The following is a 22417-nucleotide window of genomic DNA, read 5'->3' as shown; positions in this document are numbered from 1 at the left end:
CTGAATTGACCCATGTGTGTGATTAAAATCACATTTCTCGATTATCACTTTGTTATTTATATGTGACATTAATCACAAAATATCTTCATCGAAATTTTCCTACTGCTCTCCAGGGCAGTCATCGCGAAAGCGGTCATTTCATTTTGTTATAAAATTACAGCGCAGCGGCAGGCGACTCTTCACTACTTTTTCATGCATCCTGATCCATACTTACCGTTTGTCGATTAAAAATGGACGATGTAATGAAACTTATCGGTAATTACACCAGCCCGTATGTGCGCAAAATATCGGTGATACTGCTGGAAAAAGGCATCACTTTTGAATTCGTAAACGACAACCCGTGGACATCCGAAAGCACCACGCCCCATTACAATCCGCTGGGCAAAGTGCCTGCGCTGGTCACCGACGAGGGCGAATACTGGTTCGACTCCCCGGTGATTGCGGAATACCTCGAGCTGTTGAATATTGCCCCAACTCTTATCCCGCGTGAGCCTCAAGCCGCATTACAAATGCGCCAAATGGAGGCCCTTGCCGATGGCATCATGGATGCCGCTCTGGTTTCAGTACGCGAACGCCAGCGCCCAATCGAACAGCAATCTGAAGTCGAACTGCTCCGCCAACGGGAAAAAATTAGCCGTGGCCTGACGCTGCTCGAACAATACGCCGCAGATAAAAAACTGAATGCCGAAAACCTGTGTGTGGCAACCATTGCGGTGGCATGTGCAGTGGGATATCTCAATTTCCGCCGCGTTTCCCCAGGCTGGTGTGTAGAGCGGCCACATCTGGTGAAACTGGTCGAGAAACTTTTCGAACGGGAAAGTTTTGCCAGGACAGAACCGCCAACAGCATGATCTCCCGCCATGACAGGGGGCCAACTCCCCCTGTAAACTAATGCGAAATTTCACCACTCTGCGGCTTGTTATGACTACCCATCGCACCTTGTACAGCCAACTTCCTGCCATCGACAAACTGTTACGTGATGCCTCATTTTGCGAGGTACTGCGCAATTTTGGCCACTCTCAGGTGGTTAATACCTTACGAACGATGCTGGAAACCGCGCGCGAACATATCCGCACTCAGGAACAACTGCCTGACTGGAATGACGATTGGGCAGCACAAGTGCAGGCACGTCTTGAATCGGGCCTGCGCAGCGCATTGCAGCCGGTGTTTAACCTGACGGGCACGGTACTGCATACCAATCTTGGCCGTGCATTGCAGTCTGAAGCGGCAATTGAAGCTGTGACACAAGTGATGCGCACTCCCGTCACGCTGGAATATGACTTAGACGGCGCGGAACGTGGGCATCGCGATAAAGCGCTGGCATCCCTGCTTTGCGAGCTGACCGGTGCGGAAGATGCCTGCATCGTCAATAACAACGCGGCGGCGGTACTGTTGATGCTGGCGGCCTGCGCCAGTGGCGAAGAAGTCGTGGTATCTCGTGGTGAACTGGTGGAAATCGGTGGAGCATTCCGTATCCCGGATGTGATGCGCCAGGCAGGCTGCCAGCTGGTCGAAGTCGGCACCACCAACCGCACACATTTGAAAGACTACCGTCAGGCCGCCGGTGAAAACACCGCGTTACTGATGAAAGTCCACACCAGTAACTACCAAATTGCGGGCTTTACTAAAGCAGTCGACGAAGCCGAGCTTGTCGAGCTAGGCAACGAGCTGAACATTCCTGTTGTGACTGACCTCGGTAGCGGTTCACTGGTTGATCTCAGCCAGTGGGGCTTGCCGGAAGAACCGATGCCGCAACAGCTAATTGCCGCAGGCGTAAGCCTGGTGAGTTTCTCCGGCGACAAACTGCTTGGTGGTCCTCAAGCGGGCATTATCGTTGGCAAAAAAGAGCTGATTGCCCGCATTCAGCAACATCCTCTCAAACGCGCGTTGCGCGCCGATAAAATGACACTTGCGGCACTGGAAGCCACATTACGTCTGTATCAACATCCAGAAACGCTGGTTGAAAGATTGCCGACATTACGCCTGTTAACGCGTGATGCCAGTGAAATCACAGACCTTGCACAGCGTCTGTTGCCTGCTTTTGAGGGTAAATATGGCGAGCAGTTTACTGTTTGCGTCGAGCCTTGCTTATCGCAAATTGGCAGCGGATCGCTACCGGTTGACCGCTTACCCAGCTCAGCGCTGACTTTCACACCAAAAGATGGCCGCGGCACCACGCTAAACACGCTGGTAGAGAACCTGCGCGATTCATCCACACCGATTATTGGCCGCATCAACGATGGGCGTTTATGGCTGGATTTACGCTGCCTGGAAGATGAAGCTGGTTTCATGGAGAGCCTGAACCGATGATTATTGCCACCGCCGGTCACGTTGACCACGGCAAAACCACCCTGCTGCAAGCCATAACTGGCGTGAATGCTGACCGTCTGCCAGAGGAAAAAAAACGCGGCATGACTATCGACCTCGGTTACGCCTACTGGCCGCAACCCGATGGCCGCATTCCTGGTTTTATTGATGTGCCAGGACATGAAAAATTCCTCGCCAATATGCTGGCGGGCGTGGGTGGCATCGATCACGCGCTGTTAGTGGTGGCATGCGATGACGGAGTGATGGCGCAAACACGCGAGCATCTGGCCATCCTGCAATTAACCGGGAAACCGTCGCTCACTGTCGCCTTAACCAAAGCCGACCGCGTGAGTGAATCGCGTATTGATGAAGTGCGCGAAGCCGTACTAGCAACACTCAGTGAATTTGGCTGGCAAGATGCCACTTTATTTGTCACCGCTGCCACCAGTGGTAGCGGAATTGACGAACTACGTGCGCACCTCCTTTCATTGCCCGAACGTGCACATCCGCGTCAGCACCGCTTCCGCCTCGCCATTGACCGCGCTTTTACCGTGAAAGGTTCTGGCCTGGTAGTGACCGGCACGGCGTTAAGTGGCGAAGTGAAGGTGGGCGATTCATTGTGGCTAACAGGTGCCGATAAACCGATGCGCGTGCGCGGGCTGCATGCGCAAAACAGCAAAACTGACACCGCCTGTGCCGGGCAGCGTATCGCGCTCAATATCAGCGGCGATGCGGAAAAGCTCGATATCAAACGCGGCGACTGGTTACTGGCTGAAAAACCCCTGCAACCGGTAGAGCGGGTGATTGTTCAGTTGCAAAGCCACGCCCCACTACAACAATGGCAACCGCTGCATATTCACCACGCTGCCAGCCACGTCACCGGACGTATATCGCTACTGGAAGATGACCTTGCCGAACTGGTTTTAGATGTCCCGCTGTGGCTTGCCGAAAACGACCGTCTGGTACTGCGTGATATTAGTGCTCGGGTTACGCTTGCAGGTGCGCGCGCAATACTGCTGCATGCACCACGCCGTGGTAAACGTCAGCCCGCATTTTTGGCGTGGTTACAGCAACTTAAACATGCGGAAACTGACCGCCAGACGCTCGATATTCATTTGCAGCGCAGCGCCGTCACGCTAACTGACTTCGCCTGGGCACGGCAACTGACGACCCAGGGATTGCAGGAATTACTGACCCATCCCGATTTTTTGCGCGCGGGTAACAGCTTGCTCAGCGATGAAATGGCCGCCCGCTGGAAACAAAAACTGCTCGACACTCTCGAACGTTATCATCAACAGCATGATGACCAACCCGGCCCTGGTCGCGAGCGCCTGCGCCGCATGGCACTACCGAGTGAAGATGAACCATTGGTTCTGGCGCTGATAGAAAAAATGCGTCAGGAAGGATTGTTGGCTAGCCGCCAGGGCTGGCTGCACCTGCCCGATCACAAACCGGGTTTTTCTGCAGAACAACTGGCAGTGTGGCAAAAAGTTGATGCGTTATTTGGTGATGAGCCATGGTGGGTACGCGATTTAGCGCGGGAAACTCAGCAAGACGAACAAGCAATGCGCCAGCTATTGCGCTTTGCCGCCCAACTTGGGCTGGTCACGGCGATCATAAAAGATCGTTATTATCGTAACGATCGGATTCAGGTTTTCGCCAATTTGATCCGCGAACTGGATCAAACGCAAGGTGCCACCAGCGCGGCAGATTTCCGCGACAGCCTGGGCGTGGGCCGCAAACTTGCGGTGCAAATTCTCGAATATTTCGACCGCATTGGTTTTACCCGCCGCCGTGGCAACGACCATTTACTGCGTGATAAGGCGTTGTTTATGGTTGAGTAGTGACGACGCAACCCCCGGCTTCGTAGGTCGGATAAGCGCCAGCGTCATCCGACACAACAGGTAAAAATGGTGGATGACGCTAGCGCTCATCCACCCTGGCAAACCCGTCAGAACAACCCTAACGGCTTATCGGAATAACTCACCAGCAAACATTTAGTCTGCTGATAATGCTCCAGCATCATTTTATGGGTTTCGCGCCCGATGCCAGATTGCTTATAACCCCCAAACGCGGCATGTGCCGGATAAGCGTGATAACAGTTCGTCCACACGCGCCCAGCCTGAATGCCACGGCCCATTTTGTAAGCCAGATTGCCGTTACGGCTCCAGACACCTGCGCCGAGGCCGTATTCAGTGTCGTTCGCCAGTTCCAGCGCCTCTTCCATGGTTTTGAAGGTTGTCACAGCGAGTACCGGGCCGAAGATCTCTTCCTGGAAAACACGCATGTTGTTTTTACCAAACAAAATCGTCGGCTCGAGGTAATAACCGGCTTTCAGGTCGCCTTCCAGTGCTTTACGACGCCCGCCAGTGAGCACATCCGCGCCCTCTTTCTTGCCGATATCAATGTAATTGAGGATGGTTTCCATCTGCCCTTGTGAAACCTGCGCCCCCATTTGTGTCCGCGAGTCCAGCGGGTTGCCGCTACGGATAGACTCAACGCGGCGAATGGCGCGTTCCATAAAGCGTTCGTAGATGGATTCCTGCACCAGCGCGCGGCTCGGACAGGTACAGACTTCACCCTGGTTGAAAGCAAACAGCGCGAAACCTTCCAGTGCTTTGTCGAAGAAGGCGTCTTCTTCATCCATCACGTCGGCAAAGAAGATGTTCGGGGATTTGCCACCCAACTCCAGCGTTACCGGAATAATATTCTGCGTCGCATACTGCATGATCTGCTGTCCGACTTCCGTCGAGCCGGTAAATGCCACTTTGGCGATACGTTTTGAGGTCGCCAAATATTCACCGATTTCACCACCAGCGCCATTCACCACGTTGATAACACCCGGCGGCAGTAAATCGCCCACCAGCTCCATCAGCAACAAAACTGACAGCGGCGTCAGACGCGCTGGCTTCAACACGACGCAGTTACCTGCCGCCAGTGCCGGAGCCATTTTCCAGCTCGCCATCAGCAACGGGAAGTTCCACGGAATAATCTGCGCGACCACACCAAGCGGTTCGTGGAAATGATACGCCACAGTATCGCCGTCAACTTCACTGATCCCGCCTTCTTGTGCGCGGATGCAGGAAGCAAAATAGCGGAAATGGTCGATCGCCAAAGGCACGTCAGCGCCACTGGTTTCACGGATCGGTTTGCCGTTATCCCAGGTTTCTGCCGCCGCGAGCAGTTCAATGTTCTGTTCCATACGGTCAGCAATTTTGAACAGGATATTGGCGCGGTCCTGAACAGACATACTGCCCCAACCGGCTTTTGCGTCATGTGCGGCATCCAGCGCTAAATCGATATCGCCTTTACTGGAACTGGCTATCTCGCACAGCGGCTGGCCGGTCACTGGGGTAAGATTTTCGTAGTATTTGCCGTCGACTGGCGGCACCCATTGGCCACCAATAAAGTTGTCATAACGCGGTTTAAGTTTGAGTGGGAAACCATACTCGCCGGGGATAATTCGGCTATCGGGAGGATTATTTGTCATCGGTATCTCCTTGTCGTTTGCACTCTCAAGCGTAGTCGGCAGTGGTGATTTCTTCGCCAGTGTTTAGAGGCTTTACGACACAGGTCACGGATTAGTCATCGAATGATTAGGAGTATTCAACCTGCAGGCTATTGGTTTTGATACATACTTAAATTTTGCCTTTCCAACAAGGATTGCTCATGCGCCTCTTTATAGGCTTCGACGTAGGCGGTACTCATGTTAAGCACGGTTTGTTCACTGAAGATGGCGAGGTGCTGATTGCCGAAGAATATGACACCCACTACGACAAGCAGCTGTTTCTGGATGCCTGGCAAAGTGTGGTGGCAGGTTATCGGCAGCATAATGAAATTGCCGGGATTGCTATCAGCTTCCCCGGATACATCAACCCGCACACCGGGAATGTCCCTAAGGCGGGCGCGCTAGAGTTTCTTGATGGCAGCAACCTACTGGAGATTTTCGGTGCGCTGACCGACCTTCCGATCACCGTTGAAAATGACGCCAACTGTGCAGCTCTCGGTGAGATGTGGCTGGGCGCGGGCAATGAATATGACTCGCTGGTCTGCATCACGATTGGTACTGGTATCGGCGGCGGCATTATCGTCAACCGCGAATTAATGCGTGGCTCCCATTTCAGGGCGGGCGAATTTGGCGTACTGCCGGTGGGCAAATACGGCGAAGATATGCACCAGCTTGCCTCGGCCAAAGGGCTGATGGAAGCGTGTCGGCGTGAGATGAACATCCCTGCCGAAGAGAAAATCAACGGCCGAGATATTTTTGCCCGTGCCGAAACAGATCTGCATATTCAGGGCGTTATCGACAACTGGGTGAAATACCTGGCGCGCGGCATTTACAGCGTGGTATCGCTGTTTGATCCACAAGCCATTTTGCTTGGTGGCGGCGTCAGCACCCAGCCAATGCTGTATCCGATGCTGGAGCGCCACCTCGAAGGCTTTAAATTTTGGGATGTACTGAAAGTCCCGATTCGCCCCTGCAAACTCGGTAATAAAGCAGGAATGCTCGGAGCGGTATGGTTGGCGAAGCAGAAGTAGATAACAAGATTTTGGTGGATGTCGCTTACGCTAATCCACCTTACAAAAGTCTCATCACTCGCCATTAACCCAAATACGCATTTCCCCTTCCCCGCGGTTTGCCCAACTAAACCACGGAATAAAGGTCAGTTTTTTTGGCTCCGCGCTGACTGGAGATTTGTCGTAGTGATACAGCGCCTGCTGTTCAGCCTGTTTGCTTGCCATGCACAGGCCATCGGCCTGAATCAGCACTTTGTGGGCGAAAATGCCTTTGCCCTCAATCAGGTTAAATGTGCTGTCTTTCGGCAACCATAAGTTATGCAGCTCTGCACCGTTATCGGCCTCTTCAAGGCAGTAGACCAGTGGACCACGTTGCACCGCGACTTTCCCGGCGACATGGCGCAACAGCGGGTTGCCATACACCCGGCGCACTGGCATCGGTAACGTCATGGCGATGCGATCGCCCTCTTGCCAGGTACGCGTGATGTGCAAGTAACCCTTACGCATTTCACCCTGACACGTTTCACCGTTAAGCATCACAGACGGCTGTGAGCACCAGTCCGGCATACGCAGTGCAATGGTGTGTTGCACGGGTTGAGGTGAAGTCACCGCTATTTCCACCTGCTCATGCCATGGATAATCGCCACTGATTTTCAGCCCCAGAGATTTGTTACCCACTGGAACGTCCATCTCATTGCCGACGTATAAATGAACGTAGAGCGCCTCCGGTTGCGGGGTGTAAATGTAATGGCCGAGCGAAGTCAGCACGCGGGCGATGTTCGGCGGGCAACAGGCGCAACCAAACCAGCGCTGGCGAACCGGTTTTACGTGGTCGTAAATATGGTTGAACGCCAGGGTTTTCGGGTGCACTTCCAGCGGATTCACATAGAAGAAGTGTTTTCCATCCAGCGCCATTCCACCCAGCACCGTGTTATACAGCGCGCGTTCCATCACGTCGGCAAAGCGGCTGTCAGCTTCCATCTGCAACATGCGGCGGGCGTACATCATCAGGCCGATGGACGCGCAGCTTTCGGCGTACACCGTGTCGTTTGGTAAATCGTAATCCGAGCTGAACGCTTCGCCGCTGCTTTGTGAGCCAATGCCGCCGGTAATGTACATCTGGCGCTGCACCATGTTGTCCCACAAACGCAGGCAGGTCTGGCGTTTTTCTTCGTCTTTATGCAGCCGCGCCAGATGCGCTACTCCCGCCATCAGGTAGACAAACCGCACCGCGTGGCCAATCGCCGTTTGCTGCAAGGCCAGCGGTTCATGTGCCTGGCTGTAGGCTTTGTCTTTCACCATCCACGCCGGGCCGTGAATATTCCAGTGCGAAGTACGCCCACGTTTTTCATATTCGATGTCGTAGAAATGCGGCTGTGCGCCACGTTCTTCAACAAAGTAATTCACCAGATTTAAATAGCGCGGATTGTCGGTCACTTCATACAAACGCATCAGCGCCAGTTCGATTTCCGGGTGACCGGGGTAACCGTGTAGCTGGTTAACGCCGGGGCCAAACACGCAGTCGATATGGTCAGCCAGGCGGCAAACCACCTCCAGTAAACGGCGCTTACCGGTTGCCTGGAAGAACGCGACACCCGCTTCAATCATGTGCCCGGCGCAGTAAAGTTCATGGCATTCGGCGAGATTCGTCCAGCGCAGCGTCGGTTCTTTCACCGTGAAATAAGTATTCAGATAACCGTCTTCGCACTGTGCGGCCTCGATCAGTTCGATCACTTCATCGGCGGTTTTTTCAAGTTCGGCATCGGGCTTCTGGCACAGCGACCACGCCACCGCTTCCAGCCATTTCGCCACGTCGCTGTCCTGGAAAACCATGCCGTAAAACTCGCCGTCTTTGCGCCCTGCAGCTATCTCAAAGTTTTCGATGGCGTGGCTTGGGTCAGCTTCGGTAATGCGGTCATTCAACGCATCCCATTGATAGGGAATCACCACATCGCGCACCAGCCGTTGGTACTGGCCCAAAAACGCATCGGTCACTTTCAGTTTGTGCAGGTCAACTTCCTGTAATACATCGGGCTGATTCATAACAACTCCTCAGGCGGTCTGGACATGGCGCTGACGTAAGTCAGTGGAAATCTGCGCCATCATCGGGTTATTCAGGCGGCAACGGCGAATAGCCATAGCCAGTAACAAATGGAATACGGCTGGCAGCAGGGTTTCCAGCGCCGTAATGCCGGAGAGCGACGCCGCCGTTTGGTGTTCAGGGCCAGGCTGATACGCCACGAAAATAAACACCAGGCTGATGATTCCAGCACTGGCGGCCCAGGCTAATTTGATGAAGAACAGATTGAAGGCGAAGTTCATACCCGATGAGCGCACGCCGGTTTTCCATTCGCCGTAGTCATCGGCAAACGCCATGATGGAAAAGTGCAATGGCAGCGTAAAGCCGAGGATCACGCCGTTGGCCAATATTACCACCAGCCATAACGTCTGGAACGCCGCGCCAGTGGGCAACAGCCACATGCCAACGGCAAGTACCGCCAGCACCAGGTTGGTGTAGTAATAGAGTTTGACGGTATCGAACCGCTTCGCCAGCGGGTTGACAATCACCGCACCCAGAATCGAGGCGAAGGTCACCATGGTGAAGAACAACGAGGCAAAACCGGCGCTGCCTTGCAGCACGTAAGTGATGAAGTACATGTAGCCGCCGCCGCGCAGGTTAAAGACGTTGATCAGCAAGAATGACATCACCAGACTCAACAATAACTGGTCGTTTTTGCGCAAGCCCGCCAGGTGTTCGCGCAGCGTGAACTTGCCCATTAACGCCAACGGCACCCGTTCGCGCACCCAGAAGAAGCAGCACAGGAACATCACCACCGCCACTGCGCACAAAATGCCGACACCCATCTGGTAACCTTTGGCGGCATTACCCTGGCCGATGATTTCCACCAGCCACGGCAAGCCAACCGACACCAAAAAACCCGCCACGCCGCACAATACAAAACGCCAGGACTGGCAGGAAATCACCTCGTCGTGGCGCGTCGTCATGGTGTTGATCAGTGCGCAATACGGTACGTTAATGGCGGTGTAACTGACGGAAAGTAAAAGATAAGTGCCGAAAGCCCAGAGGATTTTCATGTTGTAACTGAGATCGGGCACGGTGAACGTCAACACACCGATCACGCCAATTGGCACCGCAACCCATAACTGCCACGGACGGAAGCGGCCAAAGCGACTTTGTGTTCGGTCAGCCAGAATGCCCATTAACGGATCGGAAATAGCGTCAAAAACACGCAGTGCGATAAACAGCGTGCCGACAATAGCGGGAGTTAAACCAAAAACATCGGTGTAGAAAAAGGTCAGGAAATTCATGATAAGACAGGTAATAACGGTACCACCCGCATCACCTAATCCGTAACCTATTTTCTCGCGTATGGAGAGCCTGCCGTTTAACGCCGAAGTAGCAATATTATCTATAGCGGTAGAGGTCATGATAAAGCCTCGCATCGGGTAAGAAGTCTGGAGTTATTATTTTTTGTATTTGCAAAGTACCCGAATAATTTTGCATTCAATTTCAATACCAACAAGGCGATAACAAAGTATAAAAAGATGACAATTCCGACCTGAAGATAAAACTGTGAAGGAGATCGCCAAACGCCGTTAACAATCCCATCGGGCAGTTTATTTTATCTACACTGCCGCAGTGTGAATGGATTAAAGGAAAATCTAATTGTTTGATTTAAAAATATCTTTACCCATTTCAGTGCAAAATGGCGGCTTGTTTATTTCGCGTGGCATCGGCAGCCATCCGCAACGTGAACTGGACTCATGGGAATTAATTTTCGTAGAAAAAGGGACACTTACGATCCGTGAGGATGACACGCTGTTTAGCGTCAGAGAAGGTGAGAGTTTATTACTTTGGCCACATCGAAAACACGTCGGCACAGGAACCTTCCCGGCAGACTTAAAATTCTACTGGCTTCATTTTGAACTCACTCCGCAGTGTGACAAAAAAACAGATTTTCCGGCATCGTTAATCTCGTTACCCCAACACGGGCAAGTTCTTAATCCCCAATACGTTATTTCGTTATTCCGTCAGTTTTTAAGCGAACAAGAGTCCATGACGCGCAGCAGCGCACTGGAATTAATTTTATTGCTGATCATGCAGCAACTTTCCGTGGCGGCGCACGACAGTATACAGGTCGATAACAGTGGCGCGGCCCTTGCCTACAAAGCACAGCAGTTAATTCGCACCCAATTTCATTTGCCAGTTTCCACCTCAACACTTGCCAGCCAGCTACATTGTAATGCGGATTATCTTGGCCGCGTTTATCGCCAGACTTTTCAGCTAACCATTACCGATGCCATTCATCGCCAGCGCGTGTTGTGCGCTGAAAAAATGCTGATTACCGACTCCTGCTCATTGAGCGAAGTCGCCGAACGTTGCGGATTTCAGGATGTGAGTTATTTCAGGAAGGTGTTTCGTAAAAAAATGGGATTAACACCCGCCGCCTGGAAGCGGCGTTATTGTAAGGTGCATATAAATTCGGACTGAGGCTCATTTCTGCTTTGCCTGCATACAATAAAACAGCGGTGTACCATCGTAACTAAACAAATAACTTGAGACATTTTCACGTTCAACTTGCAGGCTAATACCGCGTTCACGGTATAGGAAGAAGTCCGGTGTTTGCGGGAAATACTGGCCAAATAAATTCTCAACGCCACTGCTTTCTGTCGAAATCATGATGATATTGTCATCCTGATGCCAGTATTTAAAAGTGAAGTGGTTATTGGTATTCAACTCAGGCTTTCCTTTTTCATGAAGTTGCCCAAGCGACGTGTAAACTCCCTTTCCGTTTTCAAAGGTAAAATGGGTCAGCATTTCATAGACGATATTTTCGCCAATAATGGTCGCAGTCGCATCACAGGAAAAGTGATCGCGTTTGTAAGACTGGTACCAGGCAAAGAGTAATGGCAACGCAATCAATACAATAATCAACACCCAACACATTCCCCTTTTTTTAGGCTTCATAGCGATCTTTCCTGAATATGTAGGATTGGCATTCTGCATTACTGTATTCAATTTTTCGGTTACACAGCAGTACCGACAAACCCTGCAGAGAACGGTTAAGGGTCAAATAAGCGACACCGCCAGACTCACAGGCAAGGGGATAACGTTTATCCAACAACTTAAAAGTATGCAGACTTTTCTCCTCGCCAGACCAGGAGGAATAAAGAGCACAACCGTTGACCTGCCCTATATAGCTGTAATCGGAATAGTGGGATTCACCGCCCGACTGTTGGTGATAAAGCACACCGCAGGAAATAATAAATGCCACTCCAGCAGCCAGATACGCCCAGCGTGAATAGTGGCGCGCAGCAAGGTTGTGAGGCTGAACGCCCGGCTGTTCAACTTTAGGCGCGGGCGATAAAACGGTAGCCTCCACAGGCGTAATAAAGTCAGTTATTGTTCCCTCACGTAGCGTGGCAATTGATTTAAACCCCATTTTTGGTACGGTTTTAATGATGTTTTCCGCAAGCCCCGCTGACTGAAGCCCTTTTCTTAGCGATGCGATACTTTGATAGAGCGCATTAGTGGTGACCACCGCACCGTGCTTTTCCCACACTTGCTCAAAGAGAAATCTCTGCGTTAATACCTGTTGGTTGTGGCGAAGCAAAAGCAATAAGCATTCACTTGCTGGCGTGTGGATAACCACTTTGCTGCCAGGCTGCCCATCCATCGGCCGCAGGCTGTGTTCGTCCGGGTCAAACAGCACGGTTTCATTGATTAAAAAGACGGTGTTCATGTTGTCATCCTCGCCACAACCTATTCGGTCAATAAAGCCTTTTGCATGAGTTTCCCTGGAAAAAAATCTTATTCAGATTTTTTCCTCTTAAAATCAATCCATTAAAGGAACAGCATCCGTAGCCACTCTCTGTGTGAGCAGACTTCTGACTAAGTATAAATCATATAAAATCACTCCTCCTTGCGGAGGAAATCGCTATGCTGATGCCATCTCAAAAACGAGCGGTTCAGAGATTACCCCTTCAGGGTTAAGGAATAATTTCACCACGCCACATAGCGAGTGATGCGCTGAAATAGATTTCTAAAACAGTCCATTAACTTTTTAAGCAGAACAATATTCTATATATATCAATGAATTCGATATTATAACTTGAGCCATAAGATAATGATGATATTTTAGATTTAAAAAACGACATTCATTCCATTTGCGATATTTTATTCCTGTAATTCAAATTACAACGAAGCTAAATTCCATAAAAAGCCAGAATGTGACGATGGACTACTCTGCTTACCCATGAGTTGTAAGTATTCACCGGAGTCATATAATCCATCCGTATAAACAGTAGGGCTTATAGGAAATGAACACGAGCAAGGGTGCCACAGTCGGATTTATTTTATATGAGCATGAAAAATATGGACTATCAATTGCATGGATTTATGATCGGCAAAGAAATCCATTTCGATATTGATAATGGAAGGTTGTATCGCCTTCCTTCTAGCAGTACAGAACGTAATTTTATTTTTGGCTCGATTTTCTTTAATGAAACCATGCTACAGCTATTTATTTATCTGTTGCTTCATGCGCGCCATAAGAAAGTGACCAAAGATGAATTACTCAAGAATGTCTGGGAAGAAAATAACCTTATTCCATCAACGCAACGTTTATGGCAGGTATTAAACAATCTTAATAAAAAGCTACATCTGCTGGGGTTACCCGGTGATTTCATTCAAAATATGAAAGGGAGTGGCTATATAATAAATCACATTGATGTCATACCCATTTATTACAAATTAAGTGATCTCACCCTTACCTCTGGGAAAGAAAAGGATTAATACCATAAGGTCGTACCTTGAGTAAGTGCGACCAACGTAGGATGCTTTTGCCCTGACTATGGAAATACTCAGGGCCCTTTTTTTTATAAATATCTTCACTGGTAACTGGTTTTGCAACCTCTCCGTTCGAAATTCAGTTGCCGGTGAGGGTATTTATAAAAGGTATTACCACTTGTATTTTTAGAATGATAGCAATCTTTATATAACAACGCTCACCAAAGGCTCTGGGGCCATTACTGGATAAAATATGAGTATAACGAATACATTTTCAAATTTAAAAGTCAGCAGAAAACTCAGCTTAGGGTTTGCTGTTGTTTTTGTGATCACAATTATTATCGTGATGACTGGGATGCTGGGTCTGCGAAACGTCCAGGATAAAATAAGCAAAAGTGCCTTAACTGTTGAGTTAAATAAGAACCTGATTGCGGCACGGTTAAGCCGAACCAATTACCAATATACCCATGGTGTTCATTACCTTGATCAAAACAGCAAAGCATTAAATCAACTGGCAGAAACGGTTACCCAACTGAAAAAATTGAGTTGGGCACCAGACAGTATGGATGCCGTGCTGAAAACAGAAAGTGCGGTGAAAAGTTACCTGGTCAGCACCCCTCCATTTATTAATGCGCTGAACCAAACGAAGCGTGATGAAGAACGTCTGGATTCAAAAGATCTGTATAAAAAGTCTGTTATGGCAGACAAACTCAGCCGCAGCCAAACGCTGCCAGCAGAACAACGCACTCAAGTAGCTCAACTGGGCTTTATATTTAATGACATCGACTCGATGTTAAATGATTACAAAACCCTACCCACTGAGAAATCGCGAGAGATTTTACAAACACGCTTAACCGCAGGCATTGCCCATGCCGAGCAATTGCTTCCTTTGCTACCCGCATCTGAGCAAACATGGGTACAGGCGGGTATCGCTGAAGCACAGGGCTATGTCACTGAGCTGCCTGCGTATCTTGCAGCGTGGACACAACAAAATACACTTTCCGCACAGCTCACTGACCGGGCGGTGGAGCTTACCCGCGCGATTAATGTGCTGTTCGATCTCCAGCAGTTGAAAGCTGAAAAAGTGGTTGCGACATCTGAGTGGGAAATGTCACTCGTTGCTCTGATTGGGGTATTGGCAGGTGTATTGATAGCGCTGGCGATCACCCGTTCGATCACCCGCCCGCTTAACCAAACTCTGTTAGTCGCCGAGCAAATCGCCAAAGGTGACCTCACCGGCACACTGGAAAGCCAGCGCGGTGATGAACTTGGTTTGCTGATGCAGGCGGTGTCGACGATGAATAATAATCTGAAGGATATCCTGCATAACGTACGCGATGGCGTCGATAGCGTCGCTCGTTCGTCTTCGGAAATTGCCGCAGGAAATATGGATTTATCTTCACGCACTGAGCAGCAATCCGCAGCGGTGGTGGAAACCGCCGCCAGTATGGAAGAACTGACTTCTACCGTCGCCCTGAACGCTGAAAATGCTAAGCATGCCCGCCAGTTAGCGGAATCCGCCTCGCAAAAAGCCAATGAGGGAAGCCAGATTTCGAAGATGGTTATCGACACCATGAAAAACGTGCAAAGCAGCTCGCACCGTATTTCTGAAATCACGACCGTGATTAATAGCATCGCCTTCCAGACTAATATTCTGGCGCTGAATGCGGCGGTTGAAGCGGCGCGAGCTGGGGATCAGGGGAAAGGTTTTGCCGTGGTCGCTGGTGAAGTACGCAACCTGGCACAGCGAAGTGCGCAGTCGGCAAAAGAGATTGAATCGTTAATTCACGAATCCGTTTCTTATGTCGATTCAGGTTTCCGCCTGGTGGAAGGTGCTGGGGTGGCGATGGACAACATCGAAACGTCAGTTATCCAGGTGAGAGACATCATGAGCGAAATTGCCGCAGCCACTGATGAGCAGAGCCGGGGGATTTCGCAGATTGCGCAGGCAATGGCGGAAATGGATACCACCACGCAGCAAAATGCGGCGCTGGTTGAAGAATCTTCGGCTGCCGCCAGCTCACTTGAAGAACAAGCAGTACAACTTGAAAAAGTGGTGTCGATATTTAGGGTTTCAAAAAACCAGGGTGAGACAACAACCGCTCGTCCATCTACTCACAACTTAGTCACTGCAATGCCAACCAGAACAGCTGCGCTCAACAATAGAGATAGCTGGATAGAATTTTAAAGTTTGTTTTTATTGTGCCAACACCAGAGAAATAAAGGGCGGGAAACCGCCCTTTCTGACTAATGACACAACTGGCGTAAATGGTGGATGACGCTAACGCTTATCCTCCCTACAAAGTCATAATCGAACCGTAGCTCATACAGCAGCGTCATCCGAAAAAACCGGTTCATCCGCCAATTATTTCTTCTTATTCAACAGCGACTTCAAATCAGCGAACGGGTTGTACGTCGCTTCGCCAACGTCTTTTTGCGCGTCTTCACCGGCAACTACCGTGGTGCCGTATTGGTCGGCTTCGGTGTATTTCGAGTGCTCGTGGTCGTGACAATACAGGCACAATAGCTCCCAGTTACTGCCATCTTCCGGGTTATTAGTGTGGTCATGGTCGATATGGTGAACCGTCAGTTCGCGCAGGTTTGAATAGACAAACTCACGCGAGCAACGCCCGCATACCCACGGGTAAATTTTTAACGCTTTCTCACGGTAGCCACTTTCCAGCCGCGTGTAGTTTTTTGGGATCAGTGCCATGGTTAAGGTTACCTGGTAAATAATGTAGGGTTATAACTAGTTTATATTCCCTCTTTATCAATCCCCAAGCGTTTCATGCGCGAAAGCAAGGTGGTGCGTTTTAGCCCCAGCCGTTGTGCCGCACCACGCGGGCCAGCAACTACACCGTTGGTCTCTTTTAGCACACGCAAAATTCTCTGCGCCTCATCTTCCCCTTCACGAATTTCTTCGCTCGCCACCAGACGCGCTGGTTTTTCTTCCGGCTGGATGTAATCCATTTCCGGTAAAGAAAGGTGCAGCACATTGCCGCGAGTCAGCAGCACCGCACGTTCAATGACATTTTCCAGTTCACGAACGTTGCCCGGCCAGTCCATACGGCTTAACGTACGTAAAGTTTCAGCCGGAATACTGTCGATATTACGGTTCATACGATGAGCGATTTTAAAGGTGAAAGATTTCACCAATAGCGGAATGTCTTCCGGGCGCTCACGCAGCGGCGGCAGCGTAATGGGGAACACGTTCAGGCGATAATAAAGGTCACTACGGAATTCGCGCTCGACCACCATCTCTTTGAGGTTGCGGTTGGTCGCGGCAATTAAGCGTACGTCCACCTGCTGAACTTTGTTGCTACCCAGCCGCTCAAATTCCTGCTCTTGCAACACACGCAACAGTTTAGGCTGCAGTTCGAGCGGCATATCACCGACTTCATCAAGGAACATCGAGCTTTTGTCGGCCAGTTCAAAACGCCCGATACGCTGCGTGTTAGCACCAGTAAACGCACCACGTTCATGGCCGAACAGGTCGCTTTCCAGTAATCCGGCAGGCATCGCCGCACAGTTAATTTTCACCATGCGGCGGCTGTTACGCTCGCTGAGGTTATGAATCGCCCGGGCAATCAGCTCTTTACCGGTGCCAGTTTCACCGAGGATTAGCACCGTACTGTCGCTTTTCGCCACCATTTCAACTTGTTTGAGCACGTTGGACATCACGTCGCTGCGGCCAATAATCTCGCCAAAATCACTGGCGACATTATTGATTTGCTCGGTGAGGTAGAGGTTTTCGTCGACGAGATTTTCTTTTAAGCGATTGATTTCCTGGTACGCCAGCGCGTTGTCCACCGCAATGGCAATACGCTCAGCAATCTGGCGCAGCAGTTTAAGGTTTTGCGGGGTAAAGACCCCTGCCTCGCATTGCGCCAGCTTCAGCACACCCAGCATGTTGTTGCCAAAGGTCAGCGGCAGCAGGCACAAAGTCTGGATTTGGTTGCCCCACATTTCAAACAGCATGCGCTCATACGGCGCGAGTTGGTCACCGTGATGCAGATTCAAAAGCAGCATTTCACCGCTTTTGAATACGCGTTCGGAAAGCGTACCCGCCAGTGCCACATCGCTCTGGTCGTGGATAGACGACTGCTCTTTCACGAAATGCGTGGAGTAGACGGTCAGGCGGTCTTTGCGGTTGCCGCGCAAAACGATGCTGATGGAATCTATCGAGAAATAGTGATGAATTTCGTTGGCGATTTCGCTGATCAGTTCATCGAGATCGAGCTTCGACAAGACCGCGTTGGTCACCGCTACCAGGATTCGGTAGTCATCACGTTCGCGGCACAGTTGTTGGTAATCGTGGCTGGAATCGAGCCGCGACTGGATTTGTTCTGCCACCAGCCCAACCACTTGCGCCAGCGTATGCAGGCGATTAAGTTCTTTGTCGGTCCAGGGGGCGTCGTTATTACGAATAAACTCGCAGCCGCCAAAGATTTTACCTTCAGCCGCCAGAGGCAGCAGGCAATAGCGACTAAATGGCGCATACAGCTCAAGGTTCATCACCTGCGGCCAGGTGTCGTTAAATTCTTCTTCGGTACAAATCAGCGCTTCCGGGCGCGACAGTACACGCCGCACGGGCCCATTAGCCAGCACCATTTCATCTTCGTAATGCAGTTCTTTGCCGTGTATATCCAGGCCATAAAAGGCCACACGCTGATGCAACGGATGGTAAAGCAGAATATTCACTCTGTCCGCCAGTGCGCCCTGCTTTGCCATTTGTGTCAGGCAGTGGGCAAGCGCCGGGAGATCAGGTTGCTGCAACAGGGTGCGCGTTATATCAAATAAACCCTGTTGCCCGAGATCGCTCATCGGTGTGTATGGCATTTTGCTTATCCAATTGGTAGTGCGGAGGCGGTGGATGACGCTGGCGCTTATCCACCCTACGAAATCAAACGCCGGCGATTTGTATTATGAAACCGCTCAAGTGTAGCCAGGACGGCACTCGGCGTTCCTGGCTTAGGTCAACAAATCCGTGGTAGCGGCTCTGAATGTGGCAAATCGAGTGTCCGTTTTACGCCATAAAGACCGGCGACTCGCACGCCTTTGCGCTCGACGACATCACCAATAATAGCCGCGTCCTGGCCTAATGGGTGCGCTCGTAACGCAGCCAGCACCGCGTCGGCAGATTCACGTTGTACCGCAATGACCAGTTTGCCTTCATTAGCAAAATTCAACGCATCAAGGCCAAGTAATTCACACACACCACGTACCGCAGGGTTCAGAGGTAACTGGCTTTCGGTGATTTCCATGCCGCACCCGCTTGAGGCAGCAAACTCATGCAGCACCGCATTTACGCCACCGCGCGTCGCATCACGCAGCGCTTTCACACCCGCAATATTCAACAAGGGCGCGATTAACGGAGTCAACACCGCGCAGTCACTCATCAACGCACCTTCTAAACCCAACGATTCCCGCAAGTTAAGGATAGTCGCTCCGTGGTCGCCCAATGTTCCGCTAACGATTAACACATCGCCTGCGCTAATGTGTTGTGCGCCCCAGCTTAGCCCGGCAGGAATGGCACCGATGCCCGCAGTGTTAATAAACAGCTTGTCTGCCGCGCCGCGCTGCACGACTTTGGTGTCACCAGTTACTACTGCGATACCCGCCGCTTTGGCGGTTGCCGCCATACTGGTGACCACGCGTTCCAGGGTTTCAATCGGCAAACCTTCTTCAAGGATAAACCCGCACGATAACCAGCGCGGGGTCGCGCCGCTGACGGCAACGTCATTCGCGGTTCCGCAAATGGCTAACTTGCCGATATCACCGCCGGGGAAAAACAATGGGTCGATAACGTAGCTGTCGGTCGAAAAGGCTAAGCGGTCGCCGCTGGCGGTTAACTCAGCGAGCGGTAATCGCGCCTGGTCTTCTTGTTCTGCCAGCCATGGGTTATCAAACGCCTGCATAAACAAGTCGGCGATCAACTTTTGCATTGCCTGTCCGCCACTGCCATGGGCTAATTCGATTGTTTTCATGATTTTTACCTGTGTCGGATGGCTATGTCGGATGGCGCTAACGCTTATCCGACCTACATTGGACTCGTTTTTGTAGGTTGGATAAGCGTTAGCGTCATCCAACGAAAAGAATTTATGCTTCGCACTCCTGACCGCGATACTGATACCACGCGGCACATGCGCCTTCGGATGACACCATCAACGCGCCAAAGGCATTTTGCGGGTTACAGGTTTTGCCAAACATTGGGCACTGGTGCGGTTTGCAACGCCCGGTGAGCACATCACCACAACGGGCGAGCGGGTCGTCGTAAACCTGCTGCGGTGCGGGTTTGAAATGGTCTTCGGCATCAAACTGGCGATAACCTTCTGTCAGTTGAACACCAGAATCACTGATAGTGCCAAGCCCGCGCCATTCGGCATCACCGCGCACAGTAAATACTTCGGCAATCGCCTGCTGCGCAAGGTTATTACCCGCATCCGGCACCACACGTTTGTATTGGTTTTCCACTTTGCTGTGCTGATGGATTTTCTGCTCCACCAGCATCACCACGCCTTGCAGCAAGTCGAGCGGTTCAAAACCGGCAACCACCAGCGGGCGATGATGTTGAGTGGCAATAAAGTCATAGGCTTCTGTGCCTATGACCATGCTGACATGGCCTGGTGCCAGGAAAGCATCAATGCCGTTGTCGGGCTGATCCAGCAGACTGCGCAGTGTAGGAATCAGCGTTATATGCTGGCAGAAAAAGTAAAAATTGTTGATGCCCTGCGTTTTGGCTTGTTGCAGGGTGATAGCCGTGGTCGGCATGGTGGTTTCAAAACCGAGGCCGAAGAACACCACTTTACGCTCCGGGTTCTGGCTCGCCATCGCCAGGGCGTCCATTGGCGAATACACCACGCGCACATCTGCACCACGAGCTTTGGCCTGCATCAGTGAGCCATTTTTGCCCGGCACGCGCATAGCGTCGCCAAAGGTACAAAAAATCACTTCGGGATGGCTGGCGATTTCGATACATGCGTCAATACGGCCCATCGGTAACACGCAAACCGGGCAACCCGGCCCGTGGATAAACTCAATGTTTTCCGGCAGCAGTTGATCGAGGCCAAACTTAAAGATGGCGTGAGTATGCCCACCGCACACTTCCATAATGCGCAGCGGGCGTTGTGCGGTGTAGGCCAGCTTAGGCGCACGCTCACGCAGTACGTCTATCAACTGCATGACTTTTTCTGGCGCGCGGTATTCATCAACAAAATGCATCATCCGCGTTCTTCCCCAAACAACAGGCCGCCGACATCGGGTTCCACTTCAAACATGTTTTGCAGCGCATCGAGCGTGTCACGAGCTTCGGCTTCATCAATAATCGCCATCGCAAAACCGACATGCACCAGCACCCACTGGCCGATTTGGGCGTCGCCCACCAGCATCAGGTTGACATCACGCTTGATGCCGCAGACGTCGACTTTGGCGCTGCCATCCGGCAAGCGTTCGACGATTTGACCCGGAATGCCTATGCACATCGCTGTGTCTCCAGCCAGTTCAGCCATTCGTCCATACCTTCACCGCTCGTTGCAGAAACCAGCAGGATTTCAATATTCGGGTTCACCTGGCGAGCGTAGTCGAGGCACTTCTCAACATCGAACTGCAAATATGGCAACAGGTCGATTTTGTTGAGTAGCATTAATGAAGAGGCGGCAAACATATGCGGGTATTTCAGCGGTTTGTCTTCGCCTTCGGTCACCGAAAGCACCGCTACTTTATGGCGCTCACCCAAATCAAAACTCGCCGGACACACCAGGTTGCCGACGTTTTCGATAAACAGAATGCCGTTGCGCTCAAGCGGCAGGCGTTGCATGGCGTCGCGGATCATCTGCGCATCAAGGTGGCAGCCTTTACCGGTGTTCACCTGAATCGCTGGCGTGCCGGTGGCGCGAATGCGTTCGGCATCGTTTACGGTTTGCTGGTCGCCTTCAATCACCGCGCAAGGTACACGGCCAATCAGGCGTTTCAGGCTTTCCGTCAACAGTGTTGTTTTACCGGAGCCGGGGCTGGAAACCAGGTTCAGCACCAGTTGCTGCTGTTTCGCGAACTGTTCGCGGTTATAGATGGCGAGCTGGTTATTTTTATCCAGCACGTTGAGTTCGATTTCCAGCATCCGGCGTTGAGTCATGCCTGGCGCGTGAGTGCCTGCGGCACCATGGCCATAATGCAGGTCGCCTTGTTCATCGGCGGAGGGGGCAAATTTAACTCCAGTGATTGGCGTTAAAGCCCGTGCGGCTGGCGCGAAAGGTGCGCTACGGAATCCAGAATGCGGGTTGCGCTCGTCGCCTTCTATATACAGGTTGCCTTCAGCGCAACCACAAGTACTACACATGATTCGTCTCCTCTACTTCCAGACGCTTAATCTGCACGCCATCATCGGCAACGATGCGTAAATTGCTGCCCTCGCACAACGGACAACGCCGGACTAGCTGGGTTAACAAGGTGATGTGCTGCTGGCAGTCATAGCACCAGCATTCCGCTTCTTGCTGATGGATATGAAGCTGGCAACCTTCAGCGAGGGTGTCGCGGCACACCAGTTCGAAACAGAACTCCAGCGCGCTTTGTTCAACGCAGGAGAAAGCACCCACTTCCAGCCAGACGGCGGTGACACGTGTCGCGCCGTGTTGGCGGGCTTGAGCTTCGATGAGTTCCAGTGCGCGTTGGCAGAGAGTGATTTCGTGCATGTTGCCTCCGGGGTATCTGGGGGGAGGTAATGCAAGGATGATGCCAGGGTTTATATCCATTTCTCTGACAGACCGAATTTATTCCGTTCACTGA

General features: G+C 51.4%; 19 protein-coding genes. 7 read left to right on the top strand and 12 right to left on the bottom strand.

Translation table 11 applies throughout. The features are described 5' to 3' along the window. Window positions 1-242 precede the first annotated feature (242 nt). The 3 genes from MNO13_RS01030 (at window position 243) to selB (ending at window position 4151) form a co-directional block, all read left to right on the top strand. The gene (locus MNO13_RS01030; protein WP_064542492.1) at window positions 243-851 is read left to right on the top strand and encodes a glutathione S-transferase; all 609 of its coding nucleotides are present in this window, start codon (window positions 243-245) and stop codon (window positions 849-851) included. 70 nt (window positions 852-921) lie between these two features. Further along, window positions 922-2310: an L-seryl-tRNA(Sec) selenium transferase gene (gene selA, locus MNO13_RS01025; protein WP_232887257.1), complete on the top strand. Its 1389-nt coding sequence runs from the start codon at window positions 922-924 to the stop codon at window positions 2308-2310. Continuing rightward, on the top strand, window positions 2307-4151 hold the full coding sequence (selB, locus tag MNO13_RS01020; protein ID WP_133522140.1) for a selenocysteine-specific translation elongation factor: 1845 nt from the start codon (window positions 2307-2309) through the stop codon (window positions 4149-4151). Before selA ends, selB begins: the two co-directional genes overlap by 4 nt. Before the next feature lie 107 nt (window positions 4152-4258). Here selB and exaC read toward each other — a convergent pair whose 3' ends face one another. Then, window positions 4259-5797: an acetaldehyde dehydrogenase ExaC gene (exaC, locus tag MNO13_RS01015; RefSeq protein ID WP_064542486.1), complete on the bottom strand. Its 1539-nt coding sequence runs from the start codon at window positions 5795-5797 to the stop codon at window positions 4259-4261. Between the two features lie 179 nt (window positions 5798-5976). Here exaC and MNO13_RS01010 point away from each other — a divergent pair, with 179 nt between their 5' ends. Next, a complete protein-coding gene (locus tag MNO13_RS01010; RefSeq protein WP_121814714.1) occupies window positions 5977-6846 on the top strand; it encodes an ROK family protein in 870 nt (289 codons plus the stop codon). Between the two features lie 54 nt (window positions 6847-6900). Here MNO13_RS01010 and MNO13_RS01005 read toward each other — a convergent pair whose 3' ends face one another. Further along, window positions 6901-8868 carry a glycoside hydrolase family 127 protein gene (locus MNO13_RS01005; RefSeq protein ID WP_241939436.1) on the bottom strand — a complete coding sequence of 656 codons (1968 nt, stop codon included), beginning with the start codon at window positions 8866-8868 and terminating at the stop codon, window positions 6901-6903. 9 nt (window positions 8869-8877) lie between these two features. Continuing rightward, on the bottom strand, window positions 8878-10275 hold the full coding sequence (locus MNO13_RS01000; RefSeq protein WP_241939435.1) for an MFS transporter: 1398 nt from the start codon (window positions 10273-10275) through the stop codon (window positions 8878-8880). A gap of 238 nt (window positions 10276-10513) precedes the next feature. On the opposite strand from MNO13_RS01000, the gene MNO13_RS00995 reads away from it, so the two are divergent. Then, complete coding sequence (locus MNO13_RS00995; protein WP_241939434.1) at window positions 10514-11338, top strand: helix-turn-helix domain-containing protein; 825 nt, start codon at window positions 10514-10516, stop codon at window positions 11336-11338. A 3-nt stretch (window positions 11339-11341) separates the two neighbouring features. Here the strand turns inward: MNO13_RS00995 and MNO13_RS00990 are convergent, their stop codons facing one another. Both MNO13_RS00990 and MNO13_RS00985 read right to left on the bottom strand, forming a co-directional pair. Next, window positions 11342-11815, bottom strand: coding sequence for a hypothetical protein (locus tag MNO13_RS00990; protein ID WP_133522144.1), 474 nt, complete (start codon window positions 11813-11815; stop codon window positions 11342-11344). Further along, a complete protein-coding gene (locus tag MNO13_RS00985) occupies window positions 11805-12590 on the bottom strand; it encodes a winged helix-turn-helix domain-containing protein (protein WP_064542467.1) in 786 nt (261 codons plus the stop codon). Before MNO13_RS00985 ends, MNO13_RS00990 begins: the two co-directional genes overlap by 11 nt. 617 nt (window positions 12591-13207) lie before the next feature. On the opposite strand from MNO13_RS00985, the gene MNO13_RS00980 reads away from it, so the two are divergent. Beyond that, a complete protein-coding gene (locus MNO13_RS00980) occupies window positions 13208-13642 on the top strand; it encodes a winged helix-turn-helix domain-containing protein (protein ID WP_332879862.1) in 435 nt (144 codons plus the stop codon). Between the two features lie 319 nt (window positions 13643-13961). Continuing rightward, on the top strand, window positions 13962-15824 hold the full coding sequence (locus MNO13_RS00975) for a methyl-accepting chemotaxis protein (RefSeq protein ID WP_241939433.1): 1863 nt from the start codon (window positions 13962-13964) through the stop codon (window positions 15822-15824). A gap of 177 nt (window positions 15825-16001) precedes the next feature. On the opposite strand, the gene yajD is transcribed toward MNO13_RS00975, so the two are convergent. From yajD to hypA, 7 genes are all read right to left on the bottom strand, one after another. After that, window positions 16002-16349, bottom strand: a complete 348-nt coding sequence (gene yajD, locus MNO13_RS00970; RefSeq protein WP_064542459.1) for an HNH nuclease YajD — start codon at window positions 16347-16349, stop codon at window positions 16002-16004. A gap of 41 nt (window positions 16350-16390) precedes the next feature. Continuing rightward, on the bottom strand, window positions 16391-18475 hold the full coding sequence (gene flhA / locus MNO13_RS00965; protein ID WP_064542456.1) for a formate hydrogenlyase transcriptional activator FlhA: 2085 nt from the start codon (window positions 18473-18475) through the stop codon (window positions 16391-16393). Window positions 18476-18612: 137 nt separating this feature from the next. Then, a complete protein-coding gene (hypE, locus tag MNO13_RS00960) occupies window positions 18613-19623 on the bottom strand; it encodes a hydrogenase expression/formation protein HypE (protein ID WP_241939432.1) in 1011 nt (336 codons plus the stop codon). Between the two features lie 112 nt (window positions 19624-19735). Further along, complete coding sequence (gene hypD, locus MNO13_RS00955) at window positions 19736-20857, bottom strand: hydrogenase formation protein HypD (RefSeq protein WP_241940105.1); 1122 nt, start codon at window positions 20855-20857, stop codon at window positions 19736-19738. After that, complete coding sequence (locus MNO13_RS00950) at window positions 20857-21117, bottom strand: HypC/HybG/HupF family hydrogenase formation chaperone (protein ID WP_034499454.1); 261 nt, start codon at window positions 21115-21117, stop codon at window positions 20857-20859. Before MNO13_RS00950 ends, hypD begins: the two co-directional genes overlap by 1 nt. Next, the gene (gene hypB / locus MNO13_RS00945; protein ID WP_241939431.1) at window positions 21108-21971 is read right to left on the bottom strand and encodes a hydrogenase nickel incorporation protein HypB; all 864 of its coding nucleotides are present in this window, start codon (window positions 21969-21971) and stop codon (window positions 21108-21110) included. Before hypB ends, MNO13_RS00950 begins: the two co-directional genes overlap by 10 nt. Further along, a complete protein-coding gene (gene hypA / locus MNO13_RS00940; protein ID WP_064542445.1) occupies window positions 21964-22323 on the bottom strand; it encodes a hydrogenase maturation nickel metallochaperone HypA in 360 nt (119 codons plus the stop codon). The genes hypB and hypA overlap by 8 nt, the downstream gene beginning before the upstream one ends. Between the last annotated feature and the right edge of the window lie 94 nt (window positions 22324-22417).

It is taken from the genome of Buttiauxella ferragutiae, from assembly GCF_022637515.1.
GTDB classification, from domain to species: domain Bacteria; phylum Pseudomonadota; class Gammaproteobacteria; order Enterobacterales; family Enterobacteriaceae; genus Buttiauxella; species Buttiauxella ferragutiae.
This window is presented reverse-complemented; position numbering and strand designations above follow the sequence as displayed.